The sequence below is a fragment of the Actinomycetospora sp. NBC_00405 genome, assembly GCF_036044095.1.
Classification (GTDB): domain Bacteria; phylum Actinomycetota; class Actinomycetes; order Mycobacteriales; family Pseudonocardiaceae; genus Actinomycetospora; species Actinomycetospora callitridis.
In genome coordinates, this window is sequence record NZ_CP107938.1 from 5981188 (window position 1) to 5998426 (window position 17239).

General features: G+C 75.8%; 17 protein-coding genes. 8 read left to right on the forward strand and 9 right to left on the reverse strand.

Features of this window, described 5'->3' with window-relative positions:
- Positions 1-16: 16 nt before the first annotated feature.
- Positions 17-415, reverse strand: a complete 399-nt coding sequence (locus tag OG774_RS29570) for an STAS domain-containing protein (protein ID WP_328305883.1) — start codon at positions 413-415, stop codon at positions 17-19.
- Positions 416-558: 143 nt separating this feature from the next.
- Here OG774_RS29570 and rfaE2 point away from each other — a divergent pair, with 143 nt between their 5' ends.
- The 3 genes from rfaE2 to OG774_RS29585 all read left to right on the forward strand — a co-directional run bounded on the left by rfaE2 (position 559) and on the right by OG774_RS29585 (position 3985).
- Complete coding sequence (gene rfaE2, locus OG774_RS29575) at positions 559-2115, forward strand: D-glycero-beta-D-manno-heptose 1-phosphate adenylyltransferase (protein WP_328305884.1); 1557 nt, start codon at positions 559-561, stop codon at positions 2113-2115.
- A complete protein-coding gene (locus OG774_RS29580) occupies positions 2112-2936 on the forward strand; it encodes a glycosyltransferase family 2 protein (RefSeq protein WP_328305885.1) in 825 nt (274 codons plus the stop codon). The genes rfaE2 and OG774_RS29580 overlap by 4 nt, the downstream gene beginning before the upstream one ends.
- Before the next feature lie 95 nt (positions 2937-3031).
- Positions 3032-3985, forward strand: coding sequence for a hypothetical protein (locus OG774_RS29585; protein ID WP_328305886.1), 954 nt, complete (start codon positions 3032-3034; stop codon positions 3983-3985).
- A 24-nt stretch (positions 3986-4009) separates the two neighbouring features.
- Here OG774_RS29585 and OG774_RS29590 read toward each other — a convergent pair whose 3' ends face one another.
- The 3 genes from OG774_RS29590 to OG774_RS29600 form a co-directional block, all read right to left on the reverse strand.
- Positions 4010-5953, reverse strand: a complete 1944-nt coding sequence (locus OG774_RS29590) for a 4-alpha-glucanotransferase (protein ID WP_328305887.1) — start codon at positions 5951-5953, stop codon at positions 4010-4012.
- A 43-nt stretch (positions 5954-5996) separates the two neighbouring features.
- Positions 5997-6302, reverse strand: coding sequence for a hypothetical protein (locus OG774_RS29595; protein ID WP_328305888.1), 306 nt, complete (start codon positions 6300-6302; stop codon positions 5997-5999).
- A 69-nt stretch (positions 6303-6371) separates the two neighbouring features.
- Complete coding sequence (locus OG774_RS29600; protein ID WP_328305889.1) at positions 6372-7691, reverse strand: RecQ family ATP-dependent DNA helicase; 1320 nt, start codon at positions 7689-7691, stop codon at positions 6372-6374.
- 73 nt (positions 7692-7764) lie between these two features.
- Here OG774_RS29600 and OG774_RS29605 point away from each other — a divergent pair, with 73 nt between their 5' ends.
- Positions 7765-8853, forward strand: a complete 1089-nt coding sequence (locus OG774_RS29605) for a DNA topoisomerase IB (protein WP_328305890.1) — start codon at positions 7765-7767, stop codon at positions 8851-8853.
- Positions 8854-8858: 5 nt separating this feature from the next.
- Here OG774_RS29605 and OG774_RS29610 read toward each other — a convergent pair whose 3' ends face one another.
- Positions 8859-9668 carry an ATP-binding protein gene (locus OG774_RS29610; protein WP_328305891.1) on the reverse strand — a complete coding sequence of 270 codons (810 nt, stop codon included), beginning with the start codon at positions 9666-9668 and terminating at the stop codon, positions 8859-8861.
- A 110-nt stretch (positions 9669-9778) separates the two neighbouring features.
- On the opposite strand from OG774_RS29610, the gene OG774_RS29615 reads away from it, so the two are divergent.
- Positions 9779-10264: a proteasome activator gene (locus tag OG774_RS29615; RefSeq protein WP_328311215.1), complete on the forward strand. Its 486-nt coding sequence runs from the start codon at positions 9779-9781 to the stop codon at positions 10262-10264.
- A 4-nt stretch (positions 10265-10268) separates the two neighbouring features.
- Here OG774_RS29615 and OG774_RS29620 read toward each other — a convergent pair whose 3' ends face one another.
- Positions 10269-10598, reverse strand: a complete 330-nt coding sequence (locus OG774_RS29620; RefSeq protein ID WP_328305892.1) for a WhiB family transcriptional regulator — start codon at positions 10596-10598, stop codon at positions 10269-10271.
- Positions 10599-10896: 298 nt separating this feature from the next.
- Here OG774_RS29620 and OG774_RS29625 point away from each other — a divergent pair, with 298 nt between their 5' ends.
- The 3 genes from OG774_RS29625 (at position 10897) to OG774_RS29635 (ending at position 12653) form a co-directional block, all read left to right on the forward strand.
- Positions 10897-11262 carry an anti-sigma factor antagonist gene (locus OG774_RS29625; RefSeq protein WP_274192486.1) on the forward strand — a complete coding sequence of 122 codons (366 nt, stop codon included), beginning with the start codon at positions 10897-10899 and terminating at the stop codon, positions 11260-11262.
- Between the two features lie 102 nt (positions 11263-11364).
- Positions 11365-11826, forward strand: coding sequence for an ATP-binding protein (locus OG774_RS29630; RefSeq protein ID WP_328305893.1), 462 nt, complete (start codon positions 11365-11367; stop codon positions 11824-11826).
- An 89-nt stretch (positions 11827-11915) separates the two neighbouring features.
- Positions 11916-12653 carry an RNA polymerase sigma factor SigF gene (locus OG774_RS29635; protein ID WP_328311217.1) on the forward strand — a complete coding sequence of 246 codons (738 nt, stop codon included), beginning with the start codon at positions 11916-11918 and terminating at the stop codon, positions 12651-12653.
- A 62-nt stretch (positions 12654-12715) separates the two neighbouring features.
- On the opposite strand, the gene OG774_RS29640 is transcribed toward OG774_RS29635, so the two are convergent.
- The 3 genes from OG774_RS29640 to selA form a co-directional block, all read right to left on the reverse strand.
- Positions 12716-13972 carry a cytochrome P450 gene (locus OG774_RS29640; protein ID WP_328305894.1) on the reverse strand — a complete coding sequence of 419 codons (1257 nt, stop codon included), beginning with the start codon at positions 13970-13972 and terminating at the stop codon, positions 12716-12718.
- A gap of 116 nt (positions 13973-14088) precedes the next feature.
- Positions 14089-15894, reverse strand: a complete 1806-nt coding sequence (gene selB, locus OG774_RS29645) for a selenocysteine-specific translation elongation factor (RefSeq protein ID WP_328305895.1) — start codon at positions 15892-15894, stop codon at positions 14089-14091.
- Positions 15891-17192, reverse strand: coding sequence for an L-seryl-tRNA(Sec) selenium transferase (gene selA, locus OG774_RS29650; protein WP_328305896.1), 1302 nt, complete (start codon positions 17190-17192; stop codon positions 15891-15893). Before selA ends, selB begins: the two co-directional genes overlap by 4 nt.
- Between the last annotated feature and the right edge of the window lie 47 nt (positions 17193-17239).

The following is a 17239-nucleotide window of genomic DNA, read 5'->3' on the forward strand; positions in this document are numbered from 1 at the left end:
GCCAGCGCACGTCGCCTCAGCGCAGATCGGCGGCCGCGGCCTCGGCGTCGGGGTAGGTGTCGAAGAGCTCGGCGAGGCCGGTGAGGCTCAGGGCGCGCCCGGCGGTGCGCGGGACGCCCGCGAGCCGCAGCTCGCCCTCGCGGGCGATCGCCGCCTCGCGCTCGGCGATGAGCAGCGCCAGGCCGGCCGAGCCCATGAACTCCACGCCGGAGAGGTCGAGCACGACGTGCACCGCGCCGGCGCCGACCTGCACGCCGATCGCCTCGCGCAGCGGGCCGGCCGTGGCGGTGTCGACGTCGCCGGCCGGGGCCACGACCGCCACCCTCGGTGTGAGGAGACGGGCGTCGATCGTCGTCTGGTCGTCGGGGCCCGTGGTGTCGGGGCCCGTCGAGGGCGGGGGCGCGTCGCTGGCCATCGGAACTCCCGTGACGGCTGGGTCACCCCGTCGGAGACGGAGCGGAGAACGACAGTACCGAGACCACCTGCACGGCGCCGGTCGGCAGGAACCCTTACCCCCGTCCGTACCTGGCCGCGTTCCTCCGGACGGACGGCCCGCTGATGGCTGCGCCCGAACTGTCGCGCCCCGAGTCCTCGTCGCGGTCCGAGTCCTTGCTGCCATCCGAATCTCCCGACCTGACCGGCGCCCCGCTGGCCGCCGACCTGCCCGCGCGTCTCGCCGCGGTCGCCCCGCGCGTGGTCGTCGTGGGCGACGCGGTGCTCGACCAGTGGCTCACCGGGCCGTCGCGTCGCCTGTCGCGCGAGGCGCCGGTCCCGGTCGTCGAGGTCGACCACACCCACGGCTCGCCAGGCGCCGGGGCGAACACGGCCGCCAACCTCGCGGCGCTCGGCGCCCGCACCGAGTTCGTCTCGGTGCTCGGCGACGACCCCGACGGGGCGACGGTGCGCGAGGTGCTCGCCGGGTTCGGCGTCGGCACCGCGGGCGTCGTCACCGACCCCTCGCGCCCCACCGCGGCCAAGCGGCGGGTGCTCGCCGACGAGGCGCTGGTCGCGCGGTTCGACACATCGTCGCGGGAACCGCTGGACGCCGACCGGCGCGCGGCCGTGCACGACGCCCTGCGCGCGGCGGTCGAGGGCGCCGACGCCGTGGTCGTCTGCGATTACGGCGGCGGGATCCTCGACGACGAGACGGTGGTGCTGGTCGGGTCGCTGCTCGGCGCCCCGGGGGAGCGCCGCTGCCGTCTGGTCGTCGACGCCCACGACCCGGCGCGCTGGGCCCCGGCGCGCCCGGACGTCGTCACCCCCAACGCCGGGGAGGCGAAACTCCTGCTGGGCCGTGAGCTCGGCGGGCCCGACCGCGTCGCGGCCGCGGAGGCCGCCGGCCCCGAGCTGCGGGAGCGGTCCGGGGCGGCGTCGGTCGTGGTCACCCTCGACCGCGACGGGGCCCTGCTGCTGCCCGACGACGGCTCCCCGACGCACCGCACCTTCGCGCGCCCCGCGCCGGAGGCGCACACGTGCGGGGCGGGGGACACCTTCACCGCCGCTCTGGCGCTCGCGCTGGCCGCGGGCACGCCGGCGGCCACCGCCGTCGAGCTCGCCCAGGCCGCCGCCGACGTCGTCGTGGGCCGGCCGGGGACCTCGGTGTGCGGCACCGGCGAGCTCGCCGAGCGCGTCGCCGCCGCCGAGGGCCCGGTGCTGGACGCGGCGTCGCTCGCGACGATCGTGCACGACCAGCGCGTGGCCGGGCGGCGTGTGGTGTTCACCAACGGCTGCTTCGACGTCGTGCACCGCGGCCACGTCGCGTCGCTCAACCAGGCCAAGCGGCTGGGCGACGTGCTGGTGGTGGCGCTGAACTCCGACGAGTCGGTGGCGCGCCTCAAGGGCCCGGACCGCCCGTTGAACCCGCTGGCCGACCGGGCCGCGGTGATCGGCGCGCTGAGCTGCGTCGACCACGTCACCGCGTTCGACGCCGACACCCCCGCCGAGCTGCTCGACCTGCTGCGCCCCGACGTCTACGCCAAGGGTGGCGACTACACCCCGGAGATGCTGCGCGAGACCGCGACCGTCACCGCCTACGGCGGGCGGGTCGTCATCCTCGAGTACCTGCCCGACCGGTCGACGACGTCGCTGGTCGACCGCATCCGGAGCGGGTCGTGATCGACGTCCTCATCCCGACGCGGGGTCGCCCCGTCGAGCTGGCGACGACGCTCGCGGGCCTCGCCGCGCAGACGGGCGTGGCGTACCGGCTGACGATCTCCGACCAGTCCGACGGCGATCCCTCCTGGGAGACGCCGTCGGCGTGGACGGTGATCCGCTGGCTGCGCCGGCGCGGGGTCCCGGTCGACCTCCACCGCCACCTGCCACCGCGCGGGATGGCCGAGCAGCGCGCCTTCCTGCTGTCGTGCGCCTCGGCGCCTGCGGTGCTCTACCTCGACGACGACGTGTGGCTGGAGCCGGGCGTGCTGGCGCGGCTGCACCGGGCGCTCGGCGAGCTGGGCTGCGGGGTGGTGGGCGCGGCGATGCAGGCGCTCGGGCACGCCGAGGACCGGCGGCCGCACGAGGTGACGTCGTTCGCGGCGTGGGACGGGGCGGTGTCGCCGGAGACGCTGGTCAAGGACGGGCCGGGCTGGGACCGCTGGCGCCTGCACAACGCCGCCAACGGGCTGCACCTGGCCGAGTCGCTGGACCTCGACGGGCCGGGGCGCCCGACGCCGTCGCCGGAGTCCTACGTGGCCTACAAGGTCGCGTGGACGGCGGGCTGCGTCCTGTTCGACCGCGCCGCGCTCGTCGAGGCGGGCGGCTTCGAGTTCTGGCGCGACCTCCCGCCCGACGCCCACGGCGAGGACGTGCACTCCCAGCAGCAGGTCATGGCGCGCCGCGGCGCCGCGGGCATCCTGCCCTCGGGCGCCTACCACCAGGAATCCCCGACGGCCCTCCCCGACCGCGGCGTGTCCGCCGTGGACGCTCTCCCCGGCTGATCCCCACGTGCGTGATCTTCTGAGCTATAGCTCAGAAGATCACGCACGTGGGACGTGGACGGATCCGTCTGTCCCTCGTCTGCGTCGAAACCGACATGGACGAGTTCACTGCTTGGCGACAGCTGCGAAAGGACCAGCTGGACGTCGTCACCCGCGGCCAGCTGCTCGCCCGGGGCTTCACCGATGGCGCGATCAGGGCACAGGTCGACGCCGACCGGTGGCAGCGCCTGCACGATGGCGTCTACGCGCTGTTCTCGGGACCACTGAGCCCCGAGGCGCACCGCGTGGCGGCGCTCCTCGCCTGTCGCGGCGCAGCGCTCCTGAGTCACGAGACCGCCGGGGAGCTGCACGGGTTCATTCGCCCGGACCCGCGGCGACCGATCCACTTGACGGTCCCCTACGGCACGTCGGCCTTCCGCTCGGAGGGACTCCACGTCCACCGGTCCCGCGCGTTCGCCCACATCGGGGTGGTCGGAGCGGAGCCGCCGCTCACCAGCAAGGTCCACACGGTGCTCGACCTCGCCGTCGCGGCTCCGGACGCCTCCGAAGCGGCACGACTCGCGCACCAGCTCGCGGTCGACGCGGGGGTCCGTCCACTCGCCCTCGAGCAGGCCGTGGAACTCCGTCGCCCGCCGCGGCACCGCCGGGCCATCGCGGACGCCGTGGGCCTCTTGCGGTCCGGTGTCCTCTCGGAGCTGGAGCGCCGCTACCTTCAGGACGTCGAGGTAGCCCACGGACTGCCCGTCGGACAGCGGCAGGCGCCCGTGGTCGTCGACGGGGTCGACCGCTACGAGGACATCGCCTACGACCTGCCGGGCGGGCGGGCGATCGTGCGCCTCGATGGGTTCGGCTATCACCGGGACACGTTCACCGCGTTGACCGACCGCCGTCGATCAGTAGCAGCGGCCGTCGCCGGGACCCCGTCGATCCCCTACGGCTGGACCGAGGTCACCAAGCTCCCGTGTCGCACGGCCCGGGAGGTCGAGACCGTCCTCCGCCCGCTCGGCTGGAACGAGCAGCTCCTCTGCTGCGCCCGCTGTCGTGCGTGATCTTCTGAGCGATAACTCAGAAGATCACGCACGTGCACGGAGGGCGGACGCCACCGCGGTGACGCGGGGGTCGGCGAGGAGCGTGTCGAGGGAGTGGGACAGCGGGATGCGCCAGTTGGGGTAGGTGTCGACGGTCCCCGGCAGGTTGGGCTGGCGCACGTCGCCGAGGACGTCGGTGAACGCCGCGAGCACGATCCGCGAGCGGGCCGTGGCCAGCAGCCGGTGCATCGCGAGCACGACCTCGTCGGGGGTCGCGGACTCCGAGACCCCGAAGCCCTCGGACGCGAGCAGGTCCAGCAGCTCGGTCCGGTCCCGCGCCGCCGCCGCACGCGCCTCCTCGACGTCGTCGAGCACCCCGGCCTCGGCGCGCGCCCGGACGTGCTCGTCGCGCAGGAACCCCGCGGCGGTGGGCAGGTCGTGGGTCGAGATGCTCGCGAGCGTCTCGGGGTGCCAACGCCGCGGCGGCAACAGGTCGCCCGAGGAGTCGCGCTGGAACCACAGCACCGCGCAGCCGAGCATGCCGTGCTCCGCGAGCCCCTCGGTGACCTCCGGCTCCACGGTGCCGAGGTCCTCGCCGACCACCACCGCGCCGGCCCGGGACGCCTCGATCGCGACGACGGCGAGCATCGCCCGCGCGTCGTAGTGCACGTAGGCGCCCTCGCGCGCACCCCGGCCCGGCGGGATCCACCACAGTCGCCACAGCCCCGCGACGTGGTCCACGCGGATCCCGTCGGCGTGGCGCAGCACCGCGCGGATCATCGACCGCAGCGGCGCGTATCCCGAGGCCGCCAGGGCGTCCGGCCGCCACGGCGGGAGCGCCCAGTCCTGGCCCTGCTGGTTGAAGTCGTCGGGCGGCGCGCCCACGGTCACGCCGGGCGCGAGCGCGTCGGCCAGCGTCCAGGCGTCGGCGCCACCGGACGAGCAGCCGACGGCGAGGTCGGCGATCAGCCCGACCGCCATGCCCTCGGCCGCAAGGTGCGCGGCGCCGAGCTGGGCGTCGGCGAGGCCGAGGCACCAGGCGTGGAAGAGCACGCGGTCGGCGAGCTCGGCGCGGGCGTCGGGCACCCCCGAGTCCCCGACGTGGGCCAGGCCCGCCGGCCACGAACGCAGGTCGCTGCCGTGGCGCTCGGCCAGCGCGTACCAGGTGGCGACGTCCCGCTCACCCTCCTCGAGGGCCTCGACGTCCGTCGGCGCCGCCGGATCGTATGGGCGCAGCAGCTCCAGCGCCGCGTTCTTGGCCGCCCACACCGCATCGTGGTCGACGAGCTCGCCCTCGGCGGGACGCAGCGCGTCCACCTCGTCCCGGACCGACGCCGGCGCCGCCGCGTAGGCAGCGGTGTCGGCGACGCGGATGTAGAGCGGGTGCAGGAACCGCCGGCTCGACGGCGAGTACGGCGAGGCCTCGACCCGGGGGCCCAGTGCGAGCGCGTGCAGCGGGTTCACCAGCAGCGCGCCGGCGTCCTGCTCCCCGGTCGTCCGCGCGAGCAGCGAGGCGAGGTCGGCGTAGTCGCCGCAGCCCCACGAGCCCGCCGAGCGCAGCGCGTACAGCTGCGCCATCCACCCCCACGTCGCAGGCGGCGGCGTCAGCGGGGGCGGCGCCACGATCAGCGTGACGTCCTGCCCCCGGCAGGCCAGCCGGTGGTAGCCGACGGGCAGGTCGGTGGGCAGCGTCGTGCCCACCTCGCGCACCGCGCCGTCCTCGAGCGTCACGACACCCGCCGCGGGCAGCGCATGCTCGTGTCCCTCGTCGACCACCACCGTCGCCGGCAGCGCGTCGGGGTCCGCGTCGCGCACGGCGCCGAGCGCCGACGCGAGCGCGGACGGCGTCGACGCGTCCACCTCGAGGGCGTGGAGGACGTCGATCACCACGTCGCGGTCGAGCTCGACCTCGCGCTCCGAGCTGTCTCGGTAGCGGACCGCGATGCCGTGGGCAGTGGCGAGCTCAGCGAGATCGGGCTCGACGGGCACCGGTGGACTCCCTGGGGCAGATGGGGTGGGGGAGCGCAGGATGTCAGGTGCGGCGGGCCGCGCGACGACGGGCGCGGGCGGCGACGTCGTCGGCCACCGACGCGGCGGCCGTGCCGGGACGGCGCACGCGCGACAGCGCGGTCACGGCGCTCACGGCGAGGCCGGAGACCGCGGCGGCGCTCGTCGCGGCCCAGCCGCGGGCGAGCAGGGCGACCGCGAACTCGCGGGCCGAGCCGGCGTCGCGGCGGGCGCGGCGCGCCAGCGGGAGCAGGTCGGCGGGGGTACGGGGAGCCAGGGGCGGCTCGGAGGCCGGCGGGGCCAGCGTCGATTCGATCGGTTCGTGCAGCACGGGCGCCTTCCTGGCGTGGGCGGTGTCACGGCGTGGATCGGCCGCCGGGCAGTGCCGGAAACGTGACGCTCACGCGGGTTCGCGCTCCCGACACCGTCGCACGAGCCCGGCCGCGGTCCCGGCGAGGCCGGCGTCGGCGCCGAGGGCGTCCCCCGCTGCGAGCCGGCGCCCCGGGAGCCTCCGGACCGCGCCCCGCGCGACGAGCGCCGGGACCGCTCGGGCGAGCGCGGCCTTCGACAGCCCCGCCGGTGCCGCGAGCTCGCCCTCCTCGACGCCCTCGGGGTTCCGCCGGATCGCCGCGAGCACCGTCTCCAGCGCCTTCTCCCCGGCGTCCCGGCCCGAGGCGAAGAGCCGGGGTCGGACGAGGTCCTGCGGCCGGTGGAACAGCACGGCGGTCGCCGGCTCGCCGTCGCGGCCGGCCCGACCGATCTCCTGGTGGTAGGCGTCGATCGACGTGGGCGTGTCGCCGTGGACGACCCACCGGACGTCGGGCTTGTCGATCCCCATCCCGAACGCGCTGGTGGCGACCACCACCGGGACGTCGCCGGCCATGAACGCGTCCTGGACCCGCGTGCGCTCGGAGCCCTTCATCCCGCCGTGGTAGGCCTCCGCGGCGACACCGGACTCCCGCAGCCGGTCCCGGACGAGCGTCGTGTGCGCGCGGGTCGTGACGTAGACGATCCCGGTGCCCTCGAGCGCCGTGGCCTCGCGGACCAGCCGGTCCCACTTCGTCTCCTCGTCGCGGACGACCACGCACGCGTCCGGCACCCCGAGCAGCTCGAGGATCTCCTGACGCGCGGGGACCGACGCGGTCGCGGTCAGGCCCAGCACGCGCGGGTGTCCCAGCCGGCGCCGGGCGACGGCGAGGGCGAGGTAGTCGGGGCGGAAGTCCGGGCCCCAGTCGCACACGCAGTGCACCTCGTCGACGGCCAGCAGCGCCGGCGCCCCCGCGGCCAGGGCATCGAGGACATCGGTGCGCGCGAGCTGCTCGGGGGAGGTCACGAGCACGTCGACCTCGCCCGCGCCGAACCCGTCGAGGGCCGCCGACCGGTCCCGCGCCGACAGGCTCGAGTTGAGCACCGCGGCGCGGACACCGGCGTCGCAGAGGTGGGCGACCTGGTCGCGGTGCAGCGAGAGCGTCGGCGACACCACGATCGTCGGGCCGCCGAGCACGAGCCCGGTGACGGCGTAGACCGCGGTCTTGCCGGCCGCCGGTGGCAGGACCGCGAGGCAGTCGTCCACGAGCGCCCCGAGCACCGCCTCGCGCTGGCCGTCGCCGAGCGCGGCGTCCTTCCCGAGCACGCGCGCGACGGCCGCGTCGACGGCGTCGAGGGTGGGGCGGTCGACGGGGCCGCAGGGGCCGAGGAGGTCCTCGGGGACACCGGTCACCGGCCACTGGTAGCCGACGGCGCAGTGGCAGAAACGGCGTTCGCAACCGGTGGAAGGGGGGTACGCCCGGCCGGTGGATCTGGTGCACATCGAGCCCCACGGACCCGGGATCGGCCGACGCAAGCGCGGCAAGGGGTTCAGCTACTTCGACCGCGAGACGGGCGAGGCGATCACCGACGCCGCGCACCTGGAGCGGATCGACGCGATCGTCATCCCGCCCGCGTGGCAGGACGTCTGGATCTGCCCCGACCCTCGCGGGCACATCCAGGCCGTCGGCACCGACGCCGCGGGACGCCGCCAGTACCGCTACCACGACGAGTGGACCCGGCAGCGCGGCGAGGAGAAGTTCGTCCGCGTCGCGCGCCTGGGCCACGTCATCGGCGACGCCCGGGCCGAGATCGACGCCCGCCTCGCCCGCGGCAAGGGCCTCGGACGCGACCGCGTGCTCGCCGGCGCGGTGTGGATGCTCGACCTCGGTGTCTTCCGGGTCGGGCACGAGGAGTACGCCAACGAGGACTCGCCCGGCGACGCGTCGTTCGGCCTCGCCACGCTGCGCCGCGAGCACGCCGTGGCCCGTCGCGACGGCGGCGTCGAGTTCCGCTACGTCGCGAAGTCCGGCGTCCCGCGGCGGATCACGCTGTACGACGAGCACATCCACGGGCTGGTCGGCTCGCTGAAGCGGCGCCGCGGCGGGGGCGAGGACCTCCTGGCCTTCCGGCGCGGTGGACGCGGCGGCGACCGCGGGCCGTGGCACGACGTCACCGCGCAGGACGTCAACGACGCCGTGCGCGAGCTGATCGGCGAGGAGTTCACCGCCAAGGACCTGCGCACCTGGAACGCCGGCGTGCAGGCCGCGGTGGCGCTCGCGGGGGAGTGCGACGACACCGGCGGCCCGCCGCGCGCGGAGCGCAAGCTCAAGAGCGCGGTGACGCGGACGATGAAGTCCGTCGCCGAGCAGCTCGGCAACACCCCGGCGGTCTGCCGGCGCTCCTACGTCGACCCCGTGCTCGTCAGCCACTTCCAGAACGGCCGCACGATCGCGGACGCCGTCCGCGAAGGGTCGGGACTCGACGACCGCGCGATGCGCACCCACGTGGAGCGCGCCGTGCTCGAGCTGCTCGCGCACCGCGAGCCGCCGGAGGACGCCGCCGAGGCCGCGTAGGCCGGCTAGGCCGTGGTGGTCATCTCCGACCACACGGTCTTGCCGTCGCGGTGGGGCTCGACGCCCCAGGCCCTCGACACGGCGGCGACCATCGCCAGCCCGCGCCCGCGTGGCGAGGTCGGCTCCGGCAGGTGGGCCTCGGGCAGCGGGGCGAGGTCGAAGTCGCGGACGGTGAGCCGCAACGAGTGCTCGCGGCGCTCCACCTCGACGACCGACGCGCTCGCCGCGTGCTCGACGGCGTTGGTGACCAGCTCCGTCACGACGATCTCGGCCGCCTCACGCGCCTCCTCGTCGACCGCCCAGCGATGACAGACGCGCCGGACGTGCCCGCGTGCGGCACCCGGGGCCTGCGGGTCGACGGTGAACCGCCACCAGCCGCGCACCAGCTCCGGGCGCTCGTCGAGGTGGGCGACGGCCGTCGCGGTGTCGGGGTGCACGGGCACCCGCTGGGCGACCCGCGAGCTCGCCAGCAGGGCGGCCGTGGTGGCGTCCGGCGCGGCGAGGGCCAGCCGCACGTCGGGCCACTCCCCGGCGAGGGCGGCCGCCTCGGCGAAGGCGTGCACCGCGCCGGAGTGGGTGAGCCGCATGCCCGACACGTCCACGACGACCCCGTCGTGGCGGCGCAGGAGCTCGACGAGGCGTACGGCCAGGGGCCGGGCGGTGAGCTCGGACAGCGGCCCGGTGAGGGCCACGACGACGACGTGCGGCGCCACGGCCTCGTCGACGGCGCCACCGTCGTCGAGCGTGGCCTCGCCACGCACCTTCGCCCCGCCGTCCCCCGCTGTGTCGAGGGCCAGCCTGATCCTTGTGTCCACGACTCACCTCGCGCCCTTCATACCCCGCCCCCGTGACAGCGAAGCGCTCGGCCCGCGACCGTGTCGCCGCGGCGGGCACCAGCGCGCCGAGAGGTGAGCGGCCCGCCATGATGGGGGCCATGAGTGATCAGGACGAACGCCCGTCGTCGGCCCTGGCGGCGGCTGCGGCGTCGGGCGCGGGCGAGGGTGCCGGCACGGGTGAGCTGGTCGCCTCCCCGGGCGCGGTGATGCGGGTCGCCGGGATGGTGGGCAAGCTCGTCGAGGAGGTCCGCGCGGCGCCGCTCGACGAGGCGGGGCGTGCGCGTCTCGCCGACATCCACGAGCGGTCGATCCGTGAGCTCGAGCAGGGGCTCGCGCCGGAGCTGCGCGAGGAGCTGCGCCGCATCACGCTGCCGTTCGCGTCCGACGCGGCGCCGTCGCAGGCCGAGCTGCGCATCGCGCAAGCCCAGCTCCTCGGGTGGCTCGAGGGTCTCTTCCACGGCATCCAGAGCGCCGTGCTCGCGCAACAGATGGCCGCGCGGGGCCAGCTCGAGCAGATGCGCCAGGGCCGCAGCCGTCCCGCGCACGGCGGGGATGACGGCGGCCAGTACCTCTAGTGCCCTAGACGGGGGACGGCGCCTCGTACACGACGGCGCCGGCCTGGTCGTCCGTCCGACGGCCGCCGCGCAGGGCCAGGCGTCGCTCGTCCTCGGTCAGCCCGCCCCAGACGCCGTAGGGCTCACGGGTCGCGAGGGCGTGGCGACGGCACGGCTCGATGACCGGGCAGGACGCGCAGACCCGCTTGGCCTCGGCGGCGCGGTGCTCGCGTCGGGGACCCCGCTCGCCGTCGGGGTGGAAGAAGAAGCTCGAGTCCATCCCGCGGCACGCGCCGTGGAGCTGCCAGTCCCATTCATCGATGATGGGCCCGGGCAGGAGTCGGATGTCGGCCATGGCGATCCTCCCAGTCGGGGCGCCCGCACGGGGGATGGTCTCCGGCGCGCCAGCAACATCGGCGGTATCCCCCTCGCCCCGCGACGGCAAACACCCCTGATCGGCCCAACGGTCGGCACGATCGTGTGCGGCGGCCGCCCCGGCCAGGTGCTGTACGGCACGCGGAGGCGGTCATCGGTGTCGTGAACACCTGCCCACGGGGGGTGACGAGTAGGGTCACGAGCACGGCAAGTACGTTTTCCCTGGACCGACGCCGAGTTCGGACCACACCCGACTGACCGGAGGGGGACCAGACGTCGTGGCCACCGATGACGACCTCACTGCGGAGGACCCGCTGGGCGTGGACGTGCAGCGGTCGAACGGCGCGTCGGTGATCCGGCTTGCCGGCGAGATCGACATGCTGACGACGCCTGCGCTGCGCGCGAAGGTGAACGAGGAGCTCCAGGGCAAGCCCACGGTGCTCGTGCTGGACATGCTCTCGGTCGAGTTCCTCGGATCGAGCGGCCTGGCCCTGCTGGTGGAGGCGCTCGACGAGTCGCGGAACCGGGACGTGGCGCTGCGCCTCGTCGCGAACTCCCGGCCGGTGAGCCGTCCGCTGCAGGCCACTGGCCTCACCGACCTGTTCGCGCTCTACCCGTCGGTCGAGGCCGCGCTCGCCGGATGAGCCGGACGACCGGTGTGGGCCCCTGCCGCCCGCGCCGGCTCCGCCGATACGGTGATCGCGCCATCGACCTCCTCACCTGCCGCGAAACGGAGATCAGCAGCCGTGCAGACGCCGGAACCGCAGCAGCGTGATCGCACGTCCACCGCCACCTCCGATCCCGGTGCCGCCGGGTCGGCGGACCTGGCGGAGACCCCGACGCCCGTCGAGGTCCGTGTGCACGCCGACCCGGCCCTGATCCCGTCGGTGCGCGCCGTTGCGGCCGACCTGGCCGCGCGGGCGGACTTCGACCTCGACGCCGTGTCCGACCTGCGGATGGCCGTCGACGAGGCCTGTTCGGCGCTCGTGCCCCTCGCGCGCGAGGGCGGACAGCTGCGCTGTGGGTTCGTCATGTCCGAGGGCCGCATCGACGTGATCTGCCGGGTGCCGGTGCGCCACGAGGCGACGCTGCGCCAGGACACCTTCGGCTGGCGTGTGCTCACCACGCTCACCGACGACGCCGAAGTGCTCGACGCCGACCCGGAGTGGCTCGGCATCCACCTGCGCAAGCAACGGCTCAACCCGTGAGCGAGCCGGCGCGCCCGCTGACGGGCAGCGCGGGCGGGGCACCTCAGCGCAGCTCCCGGAACGAGGACTCCTACGAGCACCTCGTCCCGATGCTCCTCGAGCACGCCGGGCTGCCCGAGGGCGACCGGCGTCGCGAGGCGCTGCGTGACCGCCTCGTCGAGGGCTATCTCCCGCTGGCGCGGCACATCGCGCGCCGTTTCGCGCAGCGCGGCGAGCCGCAGGAGGACCTCGAGCAGGTCGCCACGGTCGGCCTCATCCACGCCGTCGACCGGTTCTCGCCGGAGCGCGGCTCGGACTTCCTGTCCTACGCGGTGCCGACGATCACCGGCGAGGTGCGCCGCTACTTCCGGGACAAGGCGTGGTCGACGCGCGTACCCCGGCGGCTCAAGGACCTGCGCCTGGCCATCGGGTCGGCGATGCCGCAGCTGTCCCAGGAGCTCAACCGCGCCCCCACCGCCGGTGAGCTCGCCGAGCACCTGCAGCGCAGCCGCGAGGAGGTCCTCGAGGCGCTCGAGGCGGCGAACGCCTATCGCTCCTCGAGCCTCGACGACATGCTCGTCGACGACCCGTCGTCCGGCCGGCTCGCCGACGTCCTGGGCTCAGCGGACGCCGAGCTCGAGCAGGTCGAGCACCGCGAGACCGTGCAGCCCGCCCTGCGCAAGCTCCCCGAGCGCGAGCGGACGATCGTCATGCTCCGCTTCTTCGGTGGCATGACCCAGACCCAGATCGCCGAGCGTGTCGGCGTGTCCCAGATGCACGTCTCCCGCCTGCTCACGCGCACCCTCGCGACCCTGCGCGCCGACCTCCAGGACCCTCCGGCGAGCTGAGCACGTTCTGAGTGCAAGCCCTGCGTCCACGCTTGCACCCAGCGCCAGGAAAGCCGTGTCGATCACGCGCCGACGGGCAGCGTCGTGTAGCTCCGCAGCAACAGCGAGCGCCGCCGTGCCGCGCCCGGCTCCCGTTGCAGCGTCGGCATCCGCTCGGCCAGGGCCGCCAGCGCGACCCGCGCCTCGAGCCGGGCCAGCGGCGCGCCGAGGCAGAAGTGGATGCCCCCGGAGAACGCCAGGTGCTCGCCCTTCGTCGGCCGGTCGAGGTCGAACACCTCGGGATCGGCGTGCACCGCCGGGTCGCGGCCGGCGGCTCCGAGCATCGCCATGACGACGGTGTCCGGCTCGATGTCGCGGTCACCGAGGCGCACGGTCTCGTGCGGCGTCCGCGCGGTGAACTGGATCGGCGCCTCGAAGCGCAGGCTCTCCTCGACGGCGTCGCCCGCCCGGCCGGGGTCGGCGGCGAGCCTCGCCCAGGGCTCACGGGCGTCGGTCATCGCGGCGACGGCGTTGCCGAGCAGCGTGCTCGTCGTCTCGAACCCCGCGAGCAGCAGGAACGCCGCGAGGCTGACGGCCTCGTCGGTGTCGACGTCCTCGCGCGCGAGGTGGCTGAGGAGGTCGTCGGCGGGGTCGCGGCGCCGGCGTTCGAGCAGGCCGCCGAGCAGCCCGCGCAACTCGGCGACGGCGCGGTCCAGGCGGTGCAGCGCGCGGAGCGACCGCACGCCGCCGAGCCCGGCGCCGACGGCCTGGCCCCACTGCGCGAACGCGCCCGCGTCGGACTCGGGCACGCCCAGGATCTCGGCGATCACCGCCGCCGGCAGCGGCGTCGCGACGTCGGCGACCAGGTCGAACCGACCGCGCGCGGCGGCGTCGTCGGCCAGCCGTTCGGCGAGGCCGATCACCAGGGGCTCGTAGGAGCTGACACGGGCGGGGGTGAACCAGCCGCCGACGAGGCGCCGGAGCCGTGTGTGATCGGGCGGGTCCATGCCGAGGAACGACAGCTCGACGGGTTCGAGCAGCGGGTCGCGACGGCCTTCGACGGCCCCGCCGAGCGAGCCCCCGGTCCGCGGTCGCACCAGGAAGCGGCGGTCGCGGACGACCTCGCGGCACATCGCGGCGGTGGCGACGACGAGCACGCCGCTGCGGCTCGCGTAGGGCTGGGAGGCCTCGCGCAGCTGCCGCTGGAGGGGCGCCGGGTCGTCGATCCAGGGCCGGTACAGCAGGCGCAGGACGGGATCGCCGGCGAGGGCCAGTGCCAGCCCGCCTGCGCGCACCACCGCCAGCCGCGCACCGAGGACGACGTCGCGACGCAGGTCCATACCCTTGATCCTGGCGCGGCCCGACGTGCCGGGAAAGCGTCCGGACGCCCGGTGATCGTGGGGGCTTTCCTGACGTTGAACGCCAGCGTGGCCCCCACGCTGGCACCGCCTGCCCCTCACCGCAACGAGTGCCGCCCCTCGTCGTCGCGGCGGGTGCGGCCCTGGCGGGCCAGGTGCTCGAGCAGCGGCACCGCCACGCGGCGGGTGGTGCCGAGGGCCTGGCGGGCCTCGGAGAGCGTGAACGGCGAGGGCAGGTCCGCGAGCCGGGCGACGGCGACGTCCAGGGCGTCGGGCGCCAGGTAGATCCCGTCGCCGACCTTGACCAGCGCCCCCGCCGTCACCGCCGCGCCCAGCTCGCGGGTGCGCAGCCCCAGCTCGGTGAGCCGGTGGGCCTCGGGGGCCGCGAACGGGGCGTCGGCGAGGTCGGCGCGCACCGCCGCCACCGCCGCGCGCACCGCGTCGGGCAGCCCGCCCGCGTCGCGGCGCCGGATCCGCCCGCCCGTGGCCGTGAGCGACGACGCCCCCGGCTCGGCGAGGACGAGGTCCAGCAGGCGGGGATCGGGCAGCTCGAGCGCGCGCGCCGCCGCCTTCGCGGGCAGGCCGGCCTCCAGGGGCTGGGCCTCGGCGTGGGCGACGACCGCCTCGACCAGCCGCCGCGCCAGCACCGGGAGGTGTCCCGGGTCGACGAGCCAGCCGCCCGCCGCGGGCACGTCGGCCGGCACCTCGGCGCCCAGCGCGACGAGGTCGTCGCGACGCATCAGCCGTCGCCGCGCGAGCTCGCCGGCGGCGTCGGGGACGCCCTCGGTGCCCGCCAGCTCCCCGGCCCGCGCCACCGCCGCCCCGCGACGACGCAGCGCGGGCGGGCGCACGTCGAGCACGGTCACCCCGCCGAGCACCCGGTGCGCGCCGGGATCCCTCAGCAGCGCGTGGTCACCGGGCCGCAGCGGCAGCGGCTCGCGCAGGGTGAGGCGCACCGTGCGGGTCGCGTCGCCCGAGTCGGGCGCCCCGGACCGCGACAGCGGCCGCACGCGCGCCGTCACCGCCGCCGACCCGACGTGCAGCATCACCTGCTTCGGCAGCTCCACCGCGGCCGAGGCGCCCCGCGGCGGTCCGACGCGCACGTCGACGACGTCGCCGCGCAGCCAGCGCCCGGGCGTCGTCAGCGCGTCACCGCGCCCGACCTCGTCGAGGCCCACGCCCCGCAGGTTCAGCGCCACCCGGGCGACGGCGCGGACGGGGTCGACGCTCTCGCCGAGCGCCTGCATCCCGCGGACGGTGACCGTGCGCGAGCCCAGGGCCAGCTCGTCGCCCACCCGGATCGTGCCCGCCCCGAGCGTCCCGGTGACCACCGTGCCCGCCCCCCGCACCGTGAACGCGCGATCGACCCACAGGCGCACGTCGGCGTCGACGTCCGGGGCGGGCAACCCCTTGACGAGCTGCGACAACGCCGACCGCAGCTCCGGAAGGCCCGCACCCGTCGCCCCCGACACGCACACCGCCGGCAGCCGCCCCAGCGACGACTCCCCGAGGTGCTCGAGCGCCTCGTCCCGCGCGAGCTCCGGATCGGCGAGGTCGCTGCGGGTGACCACGAGCAGGCCGTCGCGCACCCCGAGGGCGTCGAGCGCGTCGAGGTGCTCGGTCGACTGCGGCATCCACCCGGAGTCGGCGGCGACGACGAACATCGTCGCCGGCACCGGCCCGACCCCGGCGAGCATCTGCGTCACGAACCGCTCGTGCCCCGGGACGTCGACGAACGCGACGGGTTCGGACAGCGTCGGCAGTGTCGTCCATGCGAAACCCAGGTCGATCGTCATGCCGCGCCGGCGCTCCTCGGCCCAGCGGTCGGGCTCCATCCCGGTGAGCGCTCGGACCAGCGTCGACTTGCCGTGGTCGACGTGGCCGGCGGTGGCCACGACCCTCATCCCGGAGCTCGCGCCAGTGCCAGGGCGATCGCGTCCGCGAGGCGGGCGTCGGCCTCGGGCGGCACCGAGCGCAGGTCGACCACGCACCGCCCCTGCTCGACACGGGCGAGGACGGGGTCGGCGCCGAGGCGCAGCCGGTCGGCGGCCTCGACGGGCAGGGCCACCCCGGCGCTGGCCAGCTCCACCCCCGGCGCGCCACCCCCGCCGACCTGGGCCGCGCAGTCCACCGCCACCCCGCCGACCTTCTCGGCGAGCGCCGCGGCCCGGACCCGCAGGTCCTCGACGTCCGCCTCGAGCATCGCCCGCACGGGCGGCAGCGGACCCCGCAGCGTCGCCTCGAGGGCCGCGAGCGTCAGCTTGTCGACGCGCAGCGCCCGGGCCAGGGGGTGGCGACGCAGGCGGTGCACGAGGTCGGCGTCGCCGAGCACCAGGCCGGCCTGGGGCCCGCCGAGCAACTTGTCGCCCGACGCGGTGACCAGATCGGCCCCCGCCCGCAGCTCGCTGGTCGCGTCCGGCTCCGCGGGCAGGAGCGGGTGCGGCGCCAGCAGGCCCGACCCGATGTCGGACACCACGGGCACGCCCAGCCCGACCAGGTCGGCGACCGGCACCGACGACGTGAACCCGGTGACGACGAAGTTCGACGGGTGGACCTTGAGGATCATGCCGGTGTCCGGGCCGACGGCGTCGGCGTAGTCGGCGCGGTGCACGCGGTTGGTGGTGCCGACCTCGCGCAGCCGTGCGCCGGTGGACTCCAACAGGTCGGGCAGGCGGAACCCGTCGCCGATCTCGACCATCTCGCCGCGGGCGATGACGATCTCGCGACCCGAGGCCAGCGCCGTCGCCGCCAGGATCAGCGCCGCCGCCCCGTTGTTGGCGACGTGCACGCCGCCGGCGTCGGGGACGGCCGCGGCCAGCGCGCCCAACGCCCCCGCGCCCCGCCGACCTCGCCCACCGGAGACCAGGTCCAGCTCGACGTCCGTGGTCCCGGCGGCGAGGTCGAGCGCGTCCCGGGCGGCCGACGAGAGCGGGGCGCGCCCGATGTTGGTGTGCAGCAGGACGCCGGTGGCGTTGAGGATCGGACGCAGGGTCGCCGAGGTCAGGGGCAGGGTCGCGACGACCTCGTCCGCGACGGCCTCCGGCGCGATCTCCCCGGCCCGCGCACGGTCCTGCGCGGCGACGACGACCTCCTTGACCCGCGCCCGCCCCAGCGTCGCCAGCGCCGGCCCGAGGCGTGCGTCGGCGAGCACGGCGTCGGTGCGCGGCACCCGCCGGCGGGGATCATCGCTCACCTCGCCCATTCTGCGCTGCGCCCCCGTCTCCTCCCCGTGCCCCGGCACGGACGACC

What these genes read in the sequence shown, in the direction of transcription:
- OG774_RS29585 (WP_328305886.1), top strand. Translation starts at nt 3,032, where the DNA reads ATGGACGAGTTCACTGCTTGGCGACAGCTGCGAAAGGACCAGCTGGAC.
- selB (WP_328305895.1), bottom strand. Translation starts at nt 15,894, where the DNA reads ATGAGGGTCGTGGCCACCGCCGGCCACGTCGACCACGGCAAGTCGACG.
- OG774_RS29640 (WP_328305894.1), bottom strand. Translation starts at nt 13,972, where the DNA reads ATGGACCTGCGTCGCGACGTCGTCCTCGGTGCGCGGCTGGCGGTGGTG.
- OG774_RS29635 (WP_328311217.1), top strand. Translation starts at nt 11,916, where the DNA reads ATGCTCCTCGAGCACGCCGGGCTGCCCGAGGGCGACCGGCGTCGCGAG.
- OG774_RS29615 (WP_328311215.1), top strand. Translation starts at nt 9,779, where the DNA reads ATGGGGGCCATGAGTGATCAGGACGAACGCCCGTCGTCGGCCCTGGCG.
- rfaE2 (WP_328305884.1), top strand. Translation starts at nt 559, where the DNA reads ATGGCTGCGCCCGAACTGTCGCGCCCCGAGTCCTCGTCGCGGTCCGAG.
- OG774_RS29570 (WP_328305883.1), bottom strand. Translation starts at nt 415, where the DNA reads ATGGCCAGCGACGCGCCCCCGCCCTCGACGGGCCCCGACACCACGGGC.
- OG774_RS29620 (WP_328305892.1), bottom strand. Translation starts at nt 10,598, where the DNA reads ATGGCCGACATCCGACTCCTGCCCGGGCCCATCATCGATGAATGGGAC.
- selA (WP_328305896.1), bottom strand. Translation starts at nt 17,192, where the DNA reads ATGGGCGAGGTGAGCGATGATCCCCGCCGGCGGGTGCCGCGCACCGAC.